Below are 17,828 nucleotides of genomic sequence, written 5' to 3' on the forward strand. Positions count from 1 at the left end.
TACTCATTTGATGGCCCGAGCTGTCCCTTGCATGCACATAATTATGGCGCGAATGCTTTTTTTACAGCTTTCTCGCGACAATGTACCGGCTCAGCAATAACCCGGCTTGATCCGCTGTCTCGACGATATCGAAGCCCGCAAGTTCAATGGCTTGCTGGAGTTCAGCTACGGACACAAAATTTACGAACGGAGCTTTCCCGAGCAACTGCATAATCGGGATCGCTATTCGGCTGATCATGCCATATTTCAACCCTCCACTCTCCGGAGCGCAGACGGTTTTGGAAATGAATACCCCACCGGGTTTTGTAAGGGTCGCAATGTGTTCGAGTGCTTTGCCCAGATCGGGAACAAGGTGCAGCAGATTATGTGCGAGGACAGCGTCGTAAGAACCGTCGTTAGGATCGTGCTGCAGAACCTCGGCCACTTTGAACGTTACATTCTCCAGCTCTTCTTCAGCGAGTTTTTCGTTAGCGATTTCGATCATCCCCGGTGCGAGATCGGAGGCAGTTATTTGAGCCACATCCGGTGCCAGCAACAACGCGGTCGACCCCGTTCCACAGCCGATTTCCAGCACGCTGTCTTCGGCTTTCAGGTGGGACTTTGTACGTTCGAGCGTGTTCAGATACCCTTCCATATTTCGGATAGGATCAGCCGCATATTTGCGCGAAATCTTGCTCCAAAATGCGGCATCTTTGGACAATGTAGCCATATCGTTTCTCTTTTCCTTTGGCGTCACCGCAGCCAATATCTTAAAACGCCAATTTATTAAATTGCCAGATATTGCAGAACTGTTATGCATTAATGCATGAATTGGAAGGCAATCAATTTCGATTGGAACCAGGCTCGGTCTTTTCTTGCAACGGCAGAAGAAGGCTCGTTTTCCGCCGCGGCGCGCGTGCTTGAACAGACCCAGCCAACCGTGGGTCGTCAGGTCGCCGCGCTGGAACAGGCGCTAGGCGTCACCTTGTTTGAAAGGGTTGGCAAGTCGCTTAATCTGACAACAGCCGGTGCTGAGCTTTTGGTGCATGTCAGTGAAATGGCAAATGTCGCGAACAGAATTTCTCTGACCGCAACAAGCCAGTCACAAGCAGTTGAAGGGCAAGTCAGGATCACTGCTTCCGACGTGATGTCAGCCTATCAGCTACCGCCTATTTTCAAACAGATCAGGATCGCGGCACCGCGGCTTGAAATCGACGTTGTCGCAGCAAATGACATACGAGACATACAGCGGCGCGAGGCAGATATCGCAATTCGGCATGTGCGCCCGACACAGCCGGACCTGATTGCAAAGCTCGTGTCAGAAGCGACGGCACATTTTTACGCTGCCCCTTCATACCTCGAACAGGTTGGGCGACCACGAAATGAAGACGAACTTGCTAAGTTGGATTTCGTCAGCTTTGGCGATGTTGACACGATGATTGGATTTCTCAATCCGGCTGGCATCGAAGTAACCCGCAAGAATTTTCGGATTGGATCGCAGAGCGGGATAGTGTCATGGGAGCTTGTGCGCCAAGGCTTCGGCATTAGTGTTATGTCAGACGATGTGGCGGCCCTTACACCCGGTGTGGAGCGTGTTCTGCCCGAACGCGAGCCATTCAAATTTCCTATCTGGTTGGCCACACACTCTGAGTTACAAACAGCGCGAAGGATCAGGTTGGTTTTTGATCAGCTTGCAGACCATCTCGGCTCGCGGACAAATTATTGAACGTGAGTTGGTCTGGTGTCGTGAACTGGAGTCTGCTTCGGGCTCAAACCGGTTGTTCGCTGCAACTTGCTTGAACGTCAGCTCTGCGGACAAAGCGGTCTATGGTTCTCCAAACAAATCGGCCATCCTTGGGTTTACAGTACACAGTTGTGTAGAGTGGGAAGGATACTTGTCTTCACTTCCGAAAGCGTTTTCGGGTATTAATAGAGTCCCGACATGGGTCCCGGGCGTCCCGACCCTCTCCCGTTGGCTTCCTTGGCTATCAGACGGTGTCGTCCCAATGGTTGGGGCGTTCCGGATCACACGGTAGCAAGGTCGGCAATACGGACAAAGTGGGTGTTCAAGGAACCTTTTAAAGTGCCTTTTCAATGAACTTTGAAAAAAGCTCACCCTGCGAATTGATCCTAAGTTTCGCGTAAATGTTGCGTCTGTGGATGCGGACTGTGCCTGGAGAGATGCCGAGAATTGTGCCGACAGCTTCTGCCGAATGGCCCTTCAACGTGAACTCAACGACTTCTCTTTCTCGTGGCGTCAGAACGCCATCGCCAAATGCCTGGAAAGCAAGATCGACGCGACGACTAACGCCATTCGCTGCGGCGCCGCGGGTCATCGTTGGAAAGTCACTCCAATGTTTGCAACAGGCTGCCCGAACGAGCGGCCATAGAGCGTGCAAATGACGAATTTCCTTGGCTGAAAAAGGCTTCACTGATCGCATGAGCGAGACCACAAGCATCCCAGTGCTTGGGATATCGATAAAGTAGCCAATCTCCTCTGCTAACCCAGTCCTTTTGTAATAGCTGCGATAGTATTCGCCCTGATAGAACCTGTCCGGTGCGATATCGCGCATGCGGTACAGACCCGGTGTTATCGGTTTTGTCGCGGCCAAAAAAAATGGATCGAGTACGTAGGGCCCTGCTTGGTAATCCTCAACAAAAATACGCCGTTTGCTTTTGGGAAAATCGTCGTGAAGGTCTATAGGTGCTTCGGTTCCGACATGGCCAAACACCACTGTAAAATCGAATGGTGCGACCTGCCGCAAGCCATCTGCCAAAGCACATGGAAATTCTGGGGTTCCGATCTTCTCCACGACCCTGCCGGCCTCTTCCATCCAATCGTACACACGCTGCTCCAGATTTTCGAAAAGCAGCTCTATACCCCAATTGTGGTATATACAGCTAATCGGAGTTATTGTTACTTTTTCCCTGTTTGAGTGGTATGCCAATAAATGCCAAAAAATCAAGCAAAAGGAAAAAGGCAGTATATGAGCTTTGACATGAGCGTCACCATGCAGACGATTGCGGAACTCCGCGGAGTGACTAAGACCTTCGGGAATGTGGTCGCTGCCAAAGACCTGAATCTTTCCATTGGGAAAGGAGAGTTCCTGTCGTTCTTAGGCCCATCTGGTTGCGGCAAAACCACTGCACTTAGGATGCTGGCGGGTTTCGAGAAACCAACCGAAGGTCAGGTGTTGCTCGATGGCGAAGTCGTCAACGACTTGGATGCGCACCATCGCCCAGTCAACATGGTGTTTCAGCACTACGCTCTTTTTCCTCACCTGAGCGTGTTCGACAACATCGCGTACGGCCTGCGCCAACAACGACCACGCGTAGACAAACAAACAATCGCGACAAAGGTTAAGCAGGCGCTGGAAACTGTCCGTCTGGGTGGGTTTGGCCCACGTCGAATCTGGGAGATGTCTGGTGGTCAGCAGCAACGCGTCGCTTTGGCGCGTGCGATCGTAAACGAGCCCAAGCTTTTGCTGCTCGATGAACCAATGGCTGCTCTGGATCGAAAGCTTCGAAAAGAAATGCAGTTTGAACTGCAGAACCTGCAACGACAACTGGGAATAACTTTTGTCCTCGTCACGCACGACCAAGAAGAAGCGCTTTCAATGTCCGACCGAATTTGTGTGATGGAAGGCGGCAGTATTGTGCAAGTAGGCAGCCCACGCGAACTCTATGACATGCCCCGCAGCCGTTACGTGGCTGGATTTGTTGGCACCTCGAATTTCTTTGATGCAACTGTGACTGACGCAGTAGCCGACCAAATCACTGTGCGTTTAGCGAGTGGCCAAAAGGTGCACGGAACTCCGGAGATTCCAATAGATGCAGGGCAGGAAGTGTGCGTCAGCATCCGTCCTGAACAGATAGCGCTGACCCGCGCGCTGCCCGCAGCTGAAATTGCTCTGCCAGTTACCATTCAAAATCGGATCTTCCTTGGGGAGCACACAGAATACCTTGCGCGCAACGAAGCACTGGGTGATTTCCACGTACTTGTGCCAAGGCAAGCGGAATTGAACGAGGGGACGTTCAATGCAGGAGAACAGGCCTTTGTTTCATGGGGCGAAGGCGCACTGCTGATCCTGGAAAATTAACAAATCCCGCAGTCCAACAACAGAGAGGTTCACAATGACCAAGGATAATGGGACTATTTCCAAGCAAAAGTTCATGGAAGAGCTTCGCCGGTACCAAAAGGGTTCGGTCACACGGCGACATTTTTTGGGCGTGACAGGTCTTGGGATGGCAACGGCCGTTCTGGGCACGGCTATGCCTGGGTTGCGTCCACGCCCGGCATTTGCTGCCGGAGACATTGGCGACCGAGTGATCCTCGCCACGTGGCCGAACTACCATGACGAGATGAACTTCGAAGCCTTCACGGAAGCCACTGGCGCTCACGTTCAGGTCAATGTTTTTGGCTCGAACGAAGAGATGTTGGCAAAACTGCAAGCCGGAGGGTCTGGCTGGGACGTGTTCGTTCCAACCAATTACACGATCACTACGTATGTGGGCGAAGATCTGATCATCCCGCTCGATACGTCCAAACTGCCAAACTACGACGCAGGTTCATTCGAACAGCGCTTTTCAGATGCCGGCTCTGTCGATGGCCAGCTTTACGCGGTGCCGAAAAACTGGGGCACGACCGGCTTTGCAGTGAATACTAGTAAGCTTGACGGCGCTCCGACTCCAACCACATGGAAAGAGTTCTGGGACCTTACTATGGAAGGTTACTCAGGTCGGACAATGGTGCATGATTACCAACTCACCACCATCGGTAATGCCCTGAAATACTTCGGCTACTCCTTCAACTCGGTCGATGAGAAGGAACTGGCGGATGCCGAGAAATTGTTGCTGGATGCTAAACCGCATCTGTTTGCAATCTCGTCGGATTATCAGCCACCGATGCGTAACGGTGACGCGTGGATGACGATGTGCTGGACAGGTGACGGCAAGCAGATGAATGTGGACATGCCTGAGATCGCCTACGTTCTGGGAGCCGAGGGCGGTGAACTCTGGTCCGACTACTACGCTATTCCTAAGGGCGCACCCCATATGGATGCCGCTTATGCCTTGATCGACTTCCTGCTGAACCCGGAAGTTAATGCGAAAGAAGTCCTCGCTCATGGCTATCCATCGGCTGATGCTCGCACCAATGCGTTGCTGCCAAAGGAATTGCTGGAAGATCCGATCCTTTATCCGGCAGCTGACCTTTTGAATGCGCTCGAGTTTGGCGCGGCGGCTACGCTAACCGATCCAAACCGTGCCGAGTTGCTCGCCCGCTTCAAGTCGGCCTAAGCGGCAAGGCCGCAATATCGGAAAAGACGAGGACAATATGACCAAACGAGGCAGAAAAGCACTGTTGCTGGCACCGGCAGGAATATGGCTTTTGGTAATGCTTGCCCTTCCACTACTGGTCGTCTTCGTCTTTTCCTTTGGCGAACGGGGTGCCGCCGGAGGCTATGTTCCAGCGTTCACTTTGGAACAATATGCCAACCTTCCTGCGCGATGGACGGCGTTTAAGAACACCTTGATCCTTGCACCTCTGGGGACTATCGCTGCGTTGGTAATTGCCTACCCGCTCGCCTACTTTCTTGCGGTGCGTTGTTCACCAAAGTGGAAAACTTCGCTGTTGATCCTGGTGATCGTGCCGTTCTGGACATCGATCCTGATCCGGTCATACGCATGGATTTTCATCCTTGGGGGGCGTGGCTTGCCCGCTTTACTGGAGTCGATCGGCATCGATGATGTCCGCCTGATAAATACGCCGTTCGCTGTGCTTGTGGGGATTGTCTATGGGTATCTACCTTTGATGGTTTTCCCAATTTTTGTAAGCTTGGACAAACTGGATAAACGCCTTCTGGAAGCCTCAGCGGATCTCGGCTCCACTCCGTGGCGTACGTTCCGTCAGGTAACACTTCCTCTGTCGGTACCAGGTATCGCAACTGGCTGCATGCTGGTCTTCATCCTACTCATGGGCGAATTTCTGATCCCAGCGATCTTAGGTGGCGGAAAAGTGTTTTTCGTCGGAAATGCGCTGGTGGACCTGTTCTTGCAGTCTCGAAACTGGGCGTACGGTTCGGCGGTCGCAATGACGCTGGTTGTCGTAATGCTTGTCACTGTCTCAATTTACATGAAATTCATCTCGCGCCTGGGTGGCCAGCGCGAAGATGTCTCGCTGATGTGAGGGTCCGATGCGTTTTTACGCGACTTGCGTCTACCTTTTTCTCTATATTCCAATCGGCATCATCGCGCTTTTCAGCTTCAATGCCGGACGACACGCAAGCCAGTTCATGGGGTTCTCGACCCAATGGTATGGCAAAGCGCTCAACAACCCATTTGTTATGGACGCGCTCGAGACCAGTCTGCTTGCGGCATTCATAACTGCTTGCCTCGCATCCACACTCGGAACCATGGCCGCCATCGCTTTACAAGGGGTTAAGGGATGGCTCCGAACTTTGTTCGATGCGATGATTTATATTGCGATAATGATACCAGGTATCGTCATCGGTATCGCGACACTCATTGCCCTGGTCACCGTATTCGGCTGGCTAAACCCGCTTCTTGTGAGCCTATGGCCCGATGGAGCAAATCCCCCACAACTTTCCATGGGGATGCCCACTCTTGTCGCCGCACACACCATGTTCACAATGGCGCTGGTCATAATCATCGTACGTGCAAGGCTTTCGGGTATGGACCGTGCCCTCATGGAAGCCTCAGCTGACCTCTTTGCGACGCCCTGGGGCACCTTTCGGCAGGTGACCCTGCCGTTGATAGCACCGGCAATTTTGGCGGGCTTCCTGCTCAGCTTCACTTTCTCATTTGATGATTTCATCATAGCGTTCTTCGTAGCTGGCTCAGAAACAACCCTGCCTATCTACATATTCTCATCCATCCGACGCGGCGTAACGCCCGAGATCAATGCCATCGGCACTATGGTTATGGGCGCGTCGCTCTTGTTGCTCGTTGCAGCGCAACTGCTTTTGCGCCGAGGCGCCTCAAAATCGAATAGTTAAATAAAGGAGCCAAGTGAAATGCGGCTTGCAGGTAAAGTCGCGCTCGTGACGGGCGCGGGATCAGGAATTGGTCGGGCGGGTTCAATGGCAATGGCACAAGAGGGTGCGCATGTTGTGGTAACGGATCGCGATGCAACTCTTGCTGAAGACACTGTGGCCGCGATCGTTGCGCAGGGGAATCAAGCATCTGCCCTACAGCTTGACGTGACTGATGACGATGCCCTTACCAAAGCCATAGACGAAGCAGTAAAAAACTTCGGTCGGCTTGACGTGTTGCACTCTCATGCTGGGTTGCAGATCGAAGGAACGCTGGAAGAAGTGGAACCAGATGGAATGGATGCATCTTGGGCATTGAATGTCCGCGCTCACTTCATTGCCGCGCGCGCAGCCGTCCCCCATATGAAATCACAAGGTGGAGGCAGCGTGATCGTCACGGCCTCCAATTCTGGGGTTCAATACGACCGGGGGATGATCGCCTATGCGACTACAAAGCACGCAGCTGTTGCGATGGTTCGGCAGATGGCAGCCGACTACGCTGTCCATGCAATCCGTTTCAATGCCCTTTGTCCAGGATTTGTAGACACCCCCTTCAATGCAGGCTTCGAAAAGCAGATGGGTGGCCGTGCCAAACTGGAAAGCTACATCGAGCAGGCGATCCCTATGAGTCGGTGGGCGACAGTTGAAGAGATTGGCCATGGGATCGTCTATTTAGCTTCAGATGAATCCGCTTTTATGACGGGGCAAGCCTTGGTTATCGATGGCGGTGAATGCATTTAGTGATGGGTTAGACCGCTCAAGAGAATGTCTATCGCCGCACTTCATTTTTGGCGAGCACATTTCAGTCCGCTTTGGGCTCGATGCGGACATTCAGTTAATAGCGCCCAATGTCTGCAATGCGGACAAAGCAGGCGGTTTGAGTGAAAGTACGCTCCAATTGTCCAAATCGCGACAAGTCTTTCCTAAGTTTGGAAGTTTGAGGAGTGGTGCCCCAAATGGTCTAAAAACACCAAACATTCCCGCAAAGGTTAACAATGCGTGTTGTTGGATCGTGAATGTGCACTCATCTTGCCATCTGGGCCGTACAATCTCTGAAAAACACGATATCCTTATGCGATCAGGGCTACGAGTGCTAATTTTTAACCGTTGTTTTTGTGCGAGTTGAATATGGTAAACCTGAGTAAATGGAAGCTATTCCAAACAGAAAGTAATCTCTCCCAATATGTCTCAGTTGGGAAAAGCTCTCAAACACCTGTACGAGCTTTCTTTGAAATAGCTGGACCAGTTTTCGTTCTTTTAGTTTTGATTGCCTACGCCCTTTATAGCGCTTCTGCAGCAAACTATGCATCGGCCCTTATCTGAAGCCAGTTAGCTTCGTCTGAAATGCGAGGGCTCTGGGCCTTTGAAGAGGTTCCAGCGTCAACGGCTGCTTTGACTAGGGCAGACGTGGGCGGAAAACATGGCAATGACTGCTTTGCGGACAAAGCGGACGCTTCCCGTTCTTTCGAGAGGGTCCGCACCTGTAGCTAACTCTCATCCAATGGCTTCATAAGTTGAAAGATCTGCTGGCGCATCCATTTTGCCATCGGGTTCTCATCAGATCTTTTGTGCCAAATCGCGATGATCAAGGCAGGAGCGATTTCGAACGGTGGCGTGAAATGCTTAAGGTCAAATCCTATCGAGACCTTTTGGGCCAGTTGCGTCGGCACCAGCGCGATAAGATCGCTTTCGCTGACGGTTCTGCACACGCCCGAAAACACTGGCAGAGTCATGGCGACTTGACGTTTTCGTCCGACCTTTGCCAAGGCTGCATCCCCCATGGCCGACATTTTGCCCTCAGGAGAAAACAGGACATGGGACAAGTCGCAAAAAGTTTCCAAAGACATTTCACCGCCGCTAACAAAGCTTGAAAGCGCGGGATTGGTGGCTCTGCCAATGACGGAAAAAGACGAATGGAACAGAGGTTCGCGATTTATCCACTCTGGTAGGTCCGTATCCGGAATAAGGGCGACGTCGGCCTGATATCGGTCAAGGCTTTCGACGTAATTGTAGGGAACCAAATCGACCAACTGGGCGGTTATTCCCGGTGCATTGTGACTGAGGTGGTCGCCAAGCGCTGGCATGAGGAGTTCTGCAAAGAAATCGCTTGCCGAGATTTTGAAGTTGCCCTGTGCCTGCAGCGGATCGAAATCTTTGGGTGGAGTTAGCAATCCCTCCAGCCGATTGAGTTCTTCGCGCAAGCCATCTTTGATCGAAGCGGCGAAATCGGTTGGGACCAACTGGTTCCCGTGTCGAACAAACAGGGCGTCATCCAAGGAATGTCGCAGCCGGTTCAGGGCATTGGAAACCGCAGATTGCGACAACCCCAGCCTTTCGCCGGCCTTGGTCGTCGATCCTTCGCGCAGAATTGCGTCCAGAATTCTGAGCAAATTAAGGTCAAGAGTGGCGAAATTCACGTTGGTGATACCCTGTATTTTGAAGTTTCGTTGGAGTGATACCGAATAATCCCGGTAAATGGAAACCAACGAAAGCGCTTTCGTTTCATCTCAAGAACAGGGACTGAAACGATGAAAGATTTGATGACTGATGACGCCACAATCGAATGGCTTGGCGTCCGTTACAAAACCATCCTGACAGCGGAAGAAACCGGTGGGGCCATGTCGATCGTCGACAGCCTGTCGCCCGTCGGCAGCGGACCGCCCCGCCACGTTCATCACAATGAAGACGAAACATTCGTGATGATCACGGGAACCTGCAAAATCTGGATCGAAGGGATCGAGACGATTGCGGGCCCGGGCGAAAGCGTCTTCATCCCGCGTGGAAAGGAACACACATTCAAGGTGATCGGCGACGAACCGTCTCGTCATCTCGTTATTCTGACCCCGGGCGGCTTTGAGGGGTTCTTTCAGGACATGGCAGACGGACAGTGCAAAATCCCCGAGGATATGCCGGCCATCGAAACCTCTGCCACCAAACACAACATGACCTTCACCGGTCCGCCATTGGATTGAGCTCCATGAACAAGCACATAGTATATCACATCCCAGTCTGCCCATTCTCCCAACGGCTCGAAATCCTTCTGGAACTTCGTGGTATGCAGGACGCGGTCGAGTTCAGAGTTGTCGACATCACCAAACCACGTGACCCCGAGCTCTTGCGAAAAACCCGTGGGACAACCGCCCTGCCAGTACTGGAAACGGCAGAAGGTCACATCATCAAGGAAAGCCTGGTGATCCTGCGTTATCTTGATGAAGTTCTGGAGGGGCCACGGCTTCGCCGCGCCGACCCTCGCGAACATGCGATCGAAAGCATGCTGATTGCCAAAGAAGGCCCCTTCACCATGGCGGGATACATCTATGTCATGAACCAGGACCGGGCACAGAAAGAGGCCCACAATGACAAATTGCTCTCACTGTACCGGGACCTGAATGATTTTTTGATGGAACATAACCCGGATGGCACCTTCTTGTTTGAGGAGTTCAGTCTGGCCGAAGCCGTGTTTGCGCCTGTCTTCAAACGCTTCTGGTTCTTGGATTACTACGAGGGTTTTGAGCTACCTGTAGGGCCGGAATATGAACGTGTCAAAAAATGGCGCGCCGCTTGCATGGCCCACGAGGCCACCGACCAGGTCAGCGAAGAAGAGATCGTCAAACTGTACTATGACTATGCATTGGGCGCTGGAAATGGTGCGCTGGTTGAAGGACGATCTGTGTCCAGCTTTGCCTTCCAACCTGAATGGCAATCGCGCCCAATGCCACCACGCGACAAATATGAGACGTCGGCCACGGACGTCGATTTGGGTCTTGTCGAGATTGGCGCAATCCTCACTGATGCCAATTCCCAACAAACTTACGCCCACCCGACATCCGACTAACGAATGCCAATTCGGACATCTGTCTAGCTGTTCCAGCCGGATAGGTGTCCGGTTTGGGCTCCGAGCGGTCATGCGATGAGTTCAGTTGAACAGCCGCTTTGCGGACGAAGCTGCTGTTCGCTGCGAACTGTGCCAACGATTGCTTGTGTGCGGCGCAGGAAGATCCATACTGTCGTTTGAATGGCCAAATGCCGCTCTCTTTTTGGGGAAAAACGCTTATGAAGTTCATTTTATCGATGGCAGTTGTTTCATTTGCCATGCCTCTGTCAGCATTTGCACAGGATCAAGGCCACAACCATGGTGGTTCCCCGTATGCCGGGTTCGAGGCACGTGAGATCAAAAGTCTATCCGATCAAGACATCGCCGAACTTCGTCGCGGCGGTGGATGGGGACTGGCTCTTCCGGCGGAGTTGAATGGCCTTCCTGGCCCGGCCCATCTGCTAGAACTTCAAGAAGAACTTGCGCTTTCCAGCGATCAGGTTGCTGCAATTACCCTGATATTTGAAGAGATGCGAGCCGAGGCCATAGCGGCAGGAGAAAACTTCATAGCAGCTGAAGCAGCAGTTAGCGCAGCTTTTGAAGAGGCCGACCTTACACAAGAGGAACTCGCGGGGCTTTTGGCGAGAGCTGCTGAAGCCCGGGCAGCGTTGCGTTTGGTTCATTTGTCCAGACATCTCGCGACACCCGCTCTTCTGAGTGACGAGCAAGTTCGAAAATACAGCGTCTTGCGCGGGTACTCAGATGATCCATGCGCCACAGTCCCGGAAGGACATGACCCAACAATGTGGCGGCGTCACAACGGTTGTGATGGGTAAGCCGACCTCCGTTCGTCTCGCAGCGTAAGGGCATTGGGCGCGAAGCAGGCAGTAGCTGCCGCGCGACGCTGGCAGGCACGCAGAACGACCGCTGTGCGGATGAAGCGGTCAATCCTGTTGTTCCGCAAGGAATGGGCCAATTTCATGAAAGAATTCATCAAATCCTGCATGACCGCGGATCATGCAATGGTTAGCACCGGGAAGTTCAACGAACTCTGCGGTGGCTATTTCACGCGCTGTTTCACGACCTTCACTGATGGGAGCTGCCATGTCCCCCTGCACGTGTAGCACAAGTGTAGGCACATTTAACTTTCGGGCGTCTGCTCGCGCATCAACTTTTGAGTTCATGGCCATAATCCTTAAAGCAGTTTCCGGGCTCGCAGAAATTCGCTGCATTTCATCAAAGCTGGCACTCTCCGCTGGAGTTGCGTCTGGCATATAGCTGGACGTAAAGAACTGTCGATAAATAGGATTAGGCGACCCCCAGCCCGCTGAAACCATTGCACGGGACGCCTCATAAAACTGTTCAGCCTCAGGATTTCCTCGCATCATTCTTCCACGGACATATCCGCCTAGAAGGATCAGGAATTTGACCCTCTCTGGGTATCTCGCGGCAAATCGAACGCAGAACGCTGAGCCCTGACTTATTCCAAACAGACCAAAACGATCCAAGCCAGATGCATCAGCGACGGCAACCATATCATCTATCATTCTGTCCTCGGAGATGTCGTCGACGTCCCAGTCAGAAAGTCCGTTGCCGCGTTGATCGAACCGAACCAGCCGGCAGAGTTTGGAAAACTCAGATAAGAAATCCCCCCATACAGGACTGGTCCACTCATATTCGATGTGGTTCAGCCAGTTGGGAGCCTTAAGAACAGGTGTTCCGGTTCCCGTTGAAGCCCAAGCCAAATTAATCCCATCAGCGGATTTGCAGAATTTCACGCGCTGCTGATAGGAGATTTCCGGCGCTTTTCGTTCCTGCACCACATTAGGCGTCCATTGCCACACACGTATTGGTCGTGTGATGTTTTTCACGCGCTGCCCGCCCATGTCTCGAAATGGTTCATCGATCTTGTCCAGAACAGATTGATGCACAATGTCCGAAACACAGATGCCACCCGGTTCCGCCAGGCCCTCTAGTCGCGCGGCAACATTCACACCGTCGCCAAAGATATCGTCGTCGTCAAAGATTACATCGCCAAGGTTGATACCCACTCTGAATCGGATCCGCCGATCTTCGACCAAGTCCAACTCTTTCCGCCCCATCTCTTTCTGGATTTCCAACGCGCAGCGTACAGCGTTCTGAACAGAAGGAAATGTTGCCAATAGGCCATCTCCAGTCGTCTTTACAATTTTCCCTCGGTTTCGAGCGATTTCCGGGTCAATCAAGTCTTTTCGGTACGTCTTTTGACGCGACAAAACACCCAACTCATCCGCTTCCATCAATCGAGAATAGCCAACCATATCAGACGCAAGAATGGCTGAAAGTCGTTGTTCCATCGTAGCCTCCCAAAGAGCTTTCCCAGCAGCAAGGCACTTAATTGTGCACCCCAGAAGTCATATTCGTTAAGCCGTGTACTTCATCCCCATTGAGTTATTGCTCTCTCACCAGAATGAAGATGTAGTGATCTTTCGAGAGTAGTTCCCGAGTTTATAGTATTCCATCAAGCGTTCCTCCCCAGATGAAGAGGCAAACTACCAGAACCTTTCAAATTTGGATACCGACGCCACTAAGAGACCCATACCTAGACATAAAGGCGCGTGTTGGTTGCGCAGCGACGCGTTCAATTCGGTTGAACAACCGATTGAAGTAGAAACGACTAGTATTGGTTCAAAGTCGCATGCTCATTTCGTGCCATGTCATTCCGCCGTGGTCGGAGGTCGACGGTTTCAGATAGCTATAGCCGAGCTTTTCGTAGAGCGGCACGTGATGTTCTTTGCACATCAGATAGATCATTTCTTTATCCATCCGTTGCATGCGTTTTACAAACTCGTCCATCAGCGACCTTGAATAGCCTTTTCTTTGTCTCTTGGGATCAACGACAACGGACATGATGACCACATTCGGGGCGTCAGGGTCGTGGCCAATAAGCTCTTTGAAGTCCTCGTCAGACATCTCGACCTCATGAGCGCATCCGCAATTGATGAAGCCAACAACTTCACCGTCCACTTCAAGGATCAAAAAACCCTCGGGATGGGTCTCTATCCGTTTACAGATTTTAGCATGGGTTGCTGCTTCGTCTCCCTCATAAGCCGAGGTTTCAATTTCGAAGCAGCGATCCGCATCGGAAAGTTGGGCATTTCTAAACTTTTTCATGCGATTTTCCCCCATGTCGCGGGGAAGACTAACCCAAAAGATCCAAGGCTGTCTCGTATCAGAATAACGAGCATCTTGCCGCAAGAATTGGTGTCCGCTTTGGGCTCGGCTCCGTCATTCGACAAGTTCAGGTGAACAGTCGCTAAGCGGACAAAGCCGCCCAATGCCAACTCAAATTTATCGTCCGCCTTTCGGGGTTATCGGCCTCCTCTCAAATCGGCCTGCGCATCGCGGATGATCGACCAAGACGAATGCATGAATAGTCCGGCAATCCCAAAGGCAACGATCAGATCGGGCCACGCGCTCCCGAGCCAAGCAACAAGCCCAGCCGCCACAACGACGGCAGCGTTGCCAATAGCGTCATTGCGTGAAAACAGCCAAACGGCACGCATATTTGCATCTCCTTTGCGGAACCGCATCAGTGGCAGTACGGCGAGCACGTTTACCGCGAGAGCAACGATCCCAAATACGCCCATAAGCGTCGCGTCGGGCATGGTCTGGGTGAATATCCTCCATAGCGTTGTCGCCAGCACAATTAGGCTGAGGATACCAAGGAATATGCCTTGGATCAGAGCAGATCGCGCCCGCCATGCAACGGTCCAACCGATGGCTAGAAGACCTAGAAGCGTAATGAGGCCGTCGCCGATAAAGTCGAGCGCGTCCGCCTTGACGGCCTGTGACCCAGCCAGAAATCCGCCAACCATCTCTATCACGCCGTAGCCGACATTCAGAAGGACGACGGTCCAAAGAGCACGACGATAGGACGGATCTTGATGCGCCGCGCCGGCCTGAGCATCACCGTCGCCCTCAATGCGGTCAAATTCGTAACCTGTCGTCGCAACTGCTTTCTCGATCTCCGGCAGCCGCACCTCAGGTATATTGAGGGTCATGATGTGAGTGGCTGCCGATACCTTCACCGCGTTTGGCGCAATTCCGGCGGCCTGTGCCGCGCGTTCTATCTGCGCCGCATCCTTTGCGCAGTCCATACCTGAGACACGGTAGCGAAACGTTAGAGCGTCAGAGGGTTGAGTGTCGGTCATGGTGGCACAGTAGACCCGGTTTAGTTGGCAACCAACCAGCTAGATGCTTTCGGTCAGATGTCAGCCGGGCCACGGTTATCAGTCACTCGTGACCACATGCGATGATCAATGGTTGCGTTCTACCAAGCAGCACGCAAACCAAAGTAAAACCTCTCGTTCTTTGAAAACATAATCAAAACATGATCGCTAATTTGCCAAAATGAAATGAAGAGGCGATCATCAATTGCCTAAGCGGCAAGGATCAAAGTAGGTGCCTGAGAGATTTTTATCTGCAAAATTGTGTGGGTCTCCCTCCTTCGAACGGATGGATGGCACAGCGGTGCACTTTCCGACAAAGCGCGGATTAGCGCTTTTTACATATCTTGTAGTCAGGCCCGGAGAACGTATTCCCCGCGACGCACTGGCAGACTTGTTATGGGGAGACCGCGGCCCGAGCTCTGCCAAAACAGCGCTAAGGGGCACCATCTACGAGGTCAAGAAGGCGCTCGAAACAAATGCGAGCACGGTACTGGAGGTCCATCGCAATCATCTGTGCGTCGATCCTGATACCGTCGAGTCCGACATAGTGAGCGATTTGACTCCCGCTCAGGCGGCGGCGTTTCTCTCTGGCTTCGAAATCGGATCGATCGCTTTTGACGATTGGATTTCTGAGACGCGAGTGCGACTGACCAAGGCTGCATCGGTCAAAGCAATGGATGCCGCTGAAACCGCTCTGGCCGAAGGAAACGGCGAGCGCGCACTCGAAATCGTGACAGAACTTATCGCGATAGACCCGCTCGACGAACCGGCGAACCGCTTGTCTATGAGAGCGAAAGTGGCGCTTGGTCGACGTTCCGATGCGCTTAAGGACTTTGATGACCTACAAAACCTTCTGCTCCAAGAGCTAGACGCGCAGCCTGACGATCTGACCTTGGAGCTGAATGAACATATCCGACGAGGCGAAAGGCTACTGCCGCGAGAGAAATTGGAGCGGCCTTCAGTGCCTTCGATTGCAGTCATGCCGTTCGTTGATAGAACCAGCGAGGCGCGACACAGCCACATTGTCGAGGGATTGTTTGAGACGATTGCAAGCGGCCTATCGCGCGACCGATCACTCTTTGTGATCTCGACAGGATCAACATCTCAGTATCGCTCTCTTCCAGTCAAGCCGGCGGAAGTCGCCAACGAACTTGGCGTTCGGTATCTGGTTGAGGGACGAGTGCGCATGGATCCCGCACGAATGCGCCTTGATGTCCAATTAGTCGATGGCGTCCGTGGCGCCCTTGTATGGAGTGAGACCTACGATTGCGAACGACCCGAGATGCTGGAGATACAAGATGAGATCGTCGCTCGCATTGTTGCAACGCTACGTGGCTACAAAGGCGTCATACAGCGAACTGAATTGCGAAGGGCTCGGTCGAAGTCCGAAGTTGATCTGACGGCCTACGACCTATTGATGCAAGGTATGGCCCTAAAAGAACACTTTTTGAAAGATGACATGCGTACCGCTCGTTCGTTATTTGAACGCGCGATATCGATCAGCCCGACGATGGCGGCGGCATATGGCTGGCTGGCATGGACGTGGTTTTTCGAGGTTTACATGGGTTGGACGGATGAGATCGAGGCCGCTTTGGATGAGACTTTCCGAGCCGCCCAGAAAGCCGTCGAGCTTGACCCTGACTTGGACTTCGCCCACTGGGCATTAGGTGCGGCCAACTTAGCCGCCGGTGACAATGAACAGGCATTGTCTGGCTTCCAGCGTGCTTTGGACCTGAATCCAAATAATTCCGATGCGATGGCGAACATGGCCTGGCCCCTCGTCTTTACTGGGCGGACGACCGAAGCTCTCGATCAGCTTCGTCAAGCAACGCGTCTCAATCCGTTTTATCCCGATTGGTACACTTGGGGCACTGGTATGGCCCTTTATGCACAGGGCGATTGTGGCGAAGCAGCGAACGAACTCGCGCAAATGACACAACCCAACGACCAGAGCCTTGCCTTCATGGCTGCTGCATTAGCTGAGGACGGTCAGGCTAAGAAAGCTGCAGATGCCCGGATCAAACTACTGGCTCTCGCCCCACATTTCGAGGTTAGTCGCTGTCTTGATGCGCTTTCTTTTTGCGACGCTTCAATCACCAACCGTCTTAGAGCATCCTTGGTTGGCCTTGGGTTACCCGATTGAGGAGCTAGCGGCTCCGACGGCGTTCCGACGATTTTCCGACGTTCGATTCTCAACATGGTGCTCATGGTCGACATGAGGAGTAAACAACCATGCTACAGAACGACAAAGATGCCATCCGCGGAGCAATTGGCCGCTATTTTGAAGGTTTGAAAACCGCCGATGTTGCTCTGCTTAAGAGTGCTTTCCACGAACACGCTAACTTCTTCGGTGACTTTGGACCCGACCTTTGTGAAGCACCGATCCAAGGCCTGTTCGATTGGGCTTCATCTGAACTACAGCCCGGTCAAACAGGGCCCGACCACCGTTTGGAGATTGATGACATTCGCGTGTTCGGCAGTGTTGCTGTCGCGCAGTGCCGTGAACTTGGATTTATGGGGGGCGACTGCGACGAGGTCTTCATGCTGGTGAAGTCTGCTGGCGGCTGGTTGATCACTAACAAATCCTGGGCAGATATTTAGACGCAATTTATGCCTCTGCCGCAAGTATGGAACAAACCGGGCTCGCACACGCTGTGGCCCGGTTTGGCATCGAAAGATAAAACTTCTTTGCTCAATCATACAGGTCCGCTTCGGGCTCGAAGCGGTCGCTCTTAGAGTTTGAGCGAATGTCTGCTGTTCGAACGAAGCCGA

General features: G+C 52.6%; 17 protein-coding genes. 11 read left to right on the forward strand and 6 right to left on the reverse strand.

The features are described from left to right. Positions 1-61: 61 nt before the first annotated feature. Positions 62-709: a class I SAM-dependent methyltransferase gene (locus tag GS630_RS17115; RefSeq protein ID WP_170616690.1), complete on the reverse strand. Its 648-nt coding sequence runs from the start codon at positions 707-709 to the stop codon at positions 62-64. A 96-nt stretch (positions 710-805) separates the two neighbouring features. On the opposite strand from GS630_RS17115, the gene GS630_RS17120 reads away from it, so the two are divergent. Further along, complete coding sequence (locus GS630_RS17120) at positions 806-1,705, forward strand: LysR family transcriptional regulator (protein WP_170616688.1); 900 nt, start codon at positions 806-808, stop codon at positions 1,703-1,705. A gap of 352 nt (positions 1,706-2,057) precedes the next feature. Here the strand turns inward: GS630_RS17120 and GS630_RS17125 are convergent, their stop codons facing one another. After that, positions 2,058-2,825 (reverse strand): helix-turn-helix transcriptional regulator, encoded by a 768-nt coding sequence (locus GS630_RS17125; protein ID WP_371809085.1) that lies wholly within the window; start codon positions 2,823-2,825, stop codon positions 2,058-2,060. Between the two features lie 153 nt (positions 2,826-2,978). Here GS630_RS17125 and GS630_RS17130 point away from each other — a divergent pair, with 153 nt between their 5' ends. The 5 genes from GS630_RS17130 to GS630_RS17150 are packed head-to-tail and all read left to right on the forward strand — an operon-like array spanning position 2,979 to position 7,772. After that, positions 2,979-4,079 carry an ABC transporter ATP-binding protein gene (locus GS630_RS17130; RefSeq protein ID WP_253284522.1) on the forward strand — a complete coding sequence of 367 codons (1,101 nt, stop codon included), beginning with the start codon at positions 2,979-2,981 and terminating at the stop codon, positions 4,077-4,079. 34 nt (positions 4,080-4,113) lie between these two features. Further along, complete coding sequence (locus GS630_RS17135) at positions 4,114-5,277, forward strand: PotD/PotF family extracellular solute-binding protein (RefSeq protein WP_171176818.1); 1,164 nt, start codon at positions 4,114-4,116, stop codon at positions 5,275-5,277. Positions 5,278-5,314: 37 nt separating this feature from the next. Next, a complete protein-coding gene (locus tag GS630_RS17140; RefSeq protein ID WP_171236886.1) occupies positions 5,315-6,166 on the forward strand; it encodes an ABC transporter permease in 852 nt (283 codons plus the stop codon). A gap of 7 nt (positions 6,167-6,173) precedes the next feature. Next, a complete protein-coding gene (locus GS630_RS17145; protein ID WP_171236887.1) occupies positions 6,174-6,995 on the forward strand; it encodes an ABC transporter permease in 822 nt (273 codons plus the stop codon). 18 nt (positions 6,996-7,013) lie between these two features. Continuing rightward, positions 7,014-7,772, forward strand: coding sequence for an SDR family NAD(P)-dependent oxidoreductase (locus GS630_RS17150; RefSeq protein ID WP_171236888.1), 759 nt, complete (start codon positions 7,014-7,016; stop codon positions 7,770-7,772). 746 nt (positions 7,773-8,518) lie between these two features. Here GS630_RS17150 and GS630_RS17155 read toward each other — a convergent pair. Further along, complete coding sequence (locus tag GS630_RS17155; protein WP_171619941.1) at positions 8,519-9,448, reverse strand: LysR substrate-binding domain-containing protein; 930 nt, start codon at positions 9,446-9,448, stop codon at positions 8,519-8,521. 123 nt (positions 9,449-9,571) lie between these two features. Between GS630_RS17155 and GS630_RS17160 the strand changes: the two genes are divergently transcribed. From GS630_RS17160 to GS630_RS17170, 3 genes are all read left to right on the forward strand, one after another. Next, positions 9,572-10,003 (forward strand): cupin domain-containing protein, encoded by a 432-nt coding sequence (locus tag GS630_RS17160; RefSeq protein ID WP_253740689.1) that lies wholly within the window; start codon positions 9,572-9,574, stop codon positions 10,001-10,003. A 5-nt stretch (positions 10,004-10,008) separates the two neighbouring features. Continuing rightward, positions 10,009-10,866: a glutathione S-transferase family protein gene (locus GS630_RS17165; RefSeq protein ID WP_171619937.1), complete on the forward strand. Its 858-nt coding sequence runs from the start codon at positions 10,009-10,011 to the stop codon at positions 10,864-10,866. A gap of 218 nt (positions 10,867-11,084) precedes the next feature. Beyond that, a complete protein-coding gene (locus GS630_RS17170) occupies positions 11,085-11,681 on the forward strand; it encodes a hypothetical protein (RefSeq protein WP_174822143.1) in 597 nt (198 codons plus the stop codon). 108 nt (positions 11,682-11,789) lie between these two features. Here the strand turns inward: GS630_RS17170 and GS630_RS17175 are convergent, their stop codons facing one another. The 3 genes from GS630_RS17175 to GS630_RS17185 form a co-directional block, all read right to left on the reverse strand. Next, the gene (locus GS630_RS17175) at positions 11,790-13,181 is read right to left on the reverse strand and encodes an alpha/beta fold hydrolase (protein WP_170756228.1); all 1,392 of its coding nucleotides are present in this window, start codon (positions 13,179-13,181) and stop codon (positions 11,790-11,792) included. A gap of 331 nt (positions 13,182-13,512) precedes the next feature. Further along, positions 13,513-14,082 carry a GNAT family N-acetyltransferase gene (locus tag GS630_RS17180; RefSeq protein WP_245224488.1) on the reverse strand — a complete coding sequence of 190 codons (570 nt, stop codon included), beginning with the start codon at positions 14,080-14,082 and terminating at the stop codon, positions 13,513-13,515. 113 nt (positions 14,083-14,195) lie between these two features. Continuing rightward, entirely contained in the window at positions 14,196-15,038 is an 843-nt protein-coding gene (locus GS630_RS17185; protein ID WP_171619935.1) for a cation transporter, read from the reverse strand. A gap of 250 nt (positions 15,039-15,288) precedes the next feature. Here GS630_RS17185 and GS630_RS17190 point away from each other — a divergent pair, with 250 nt between their 5' ends. Next, positions 15,289-17,199: a BTAD domain-containing putative transcriptional regulator gene (locus tag GS630_RS17190; RefSeq protein ID WP_171619933.1), complete on the forward strand. Its 1,911-nt coding sequence runs from the start codon at positions 15,289-15,291 to the stop codon at positions 17,197-17,199. Positions 17,200-17,288: 89 nt separating this feature from the next. Beyond that, entirely contained in the window at positions 17,289-17,657 is a 369-nt protein-coding gene (locus tag GS630_RS17195; RefSeq protein ID WP_171619931.1) for a nuclear transport factor 2 family protein, read from the forward strand. Positions 17,658-17,828: the final 171 nt, after the last annotated feature.

The sequence above is a fragment of the Ruegeria sp. HKCCD7303 genome (assembly GCF_013111185.1).
Taxonomy (GTDB): Bacteria; Pseudomonadota; Alphaproteobacteria; order Rhodobacterales; family Rhodobacteraceae; genus Ruegeria.

Bases quoted from the DNA above. Each gene is read 5' to 3' on its own strand.
- GS630_RS17120 (WP_170616688.1), top strand. From the start codon at position 806: ATGAATTGGAAGGCAATCAATTTCGATTGGAACCAGGCTCGGTCTTTT.
- GS630_RS17150 (WP_171236888.1), top strand. From the start codon at position 7,014: ATGCGGCTTGCAGGTAAAGTCGCGCTCGTGACGGGCGCGGGATCAGGA.
- GS630_RS17115 (WP_170616690.1), bottom strand. From the start codon at position 709: ATGGCTACATTGTCCAAAGATGCCGCATTTTGGAGCAAGATTTCGCGC.
- GS630_RS17165 (WP_171619937.1), top strand. From the start codon at position 10,009: ATGAACAAGCACATAGTATATCACATCCCAGTCTGCCCATTCTCCCAA.
- GS630_RS17140 (WP_171236886.1), top strand. From the start codon at position 5,315: ATGACCAAACGAGGCAGAAAAGCACTGTTGCTGGCACCGGCAGGAATA.
- GS630_RS17195 (WP_171619931.1), top strand. From the start codon at position 17,289: ATGCTACAGAACGACAAAGATGCCATCCGCGGAGCAATTGGCCGCTAT.
- GS630_RS17175 (WP_170756228.1), bottom strand. From the start codon at position 13,181: ATGGAACAACGACTTTCAGCCATTCTTGCGTCTGATATGGTTGGCTAT.
- GS630_RS17170 (WP_174822143.1), top strand. From the start codon at position 11,085: ATGAAGTTCATTTTATCGATGGCAGTTGTTTCATTTGCCATGCCTCTG.
- GS630_RS17145 (WP_171236887.1), top strand. From the start codon at position 6,174: ATGCGTTTTTACGCGACTTGCGTCTACCTTTTTCTCTATATTCCAATC.
- GS630_RS17135 (WP_171176818.1), top strand. From the start codon at position 4,114: ATGACCAAGGATAATGGGACTATTTCCAAGCAAAAGTTCATGGAAGAG.
- GS630_RS17130 (WP_253284522.1), top strand. From the start codon at position 2,979: ATGAGCGTCACCATGCAGACGATTGCGGAACTCCGCGGAGTGACTAAG.
- GS630_RS17160 (WP_253740689.1), top strand. From the start codon at position 9,572: ATGACTGATGACGCCACAATCGAATGGCTTGGCGTCCGTTACAAAACC.
- GS630_RS17185 (WP_171619935.1), bottom strand. From the start codon at position 15,038: ATGACCGACACTCAACCCTCTGACGCTCTAACGTTTCGCTACCGTGTC.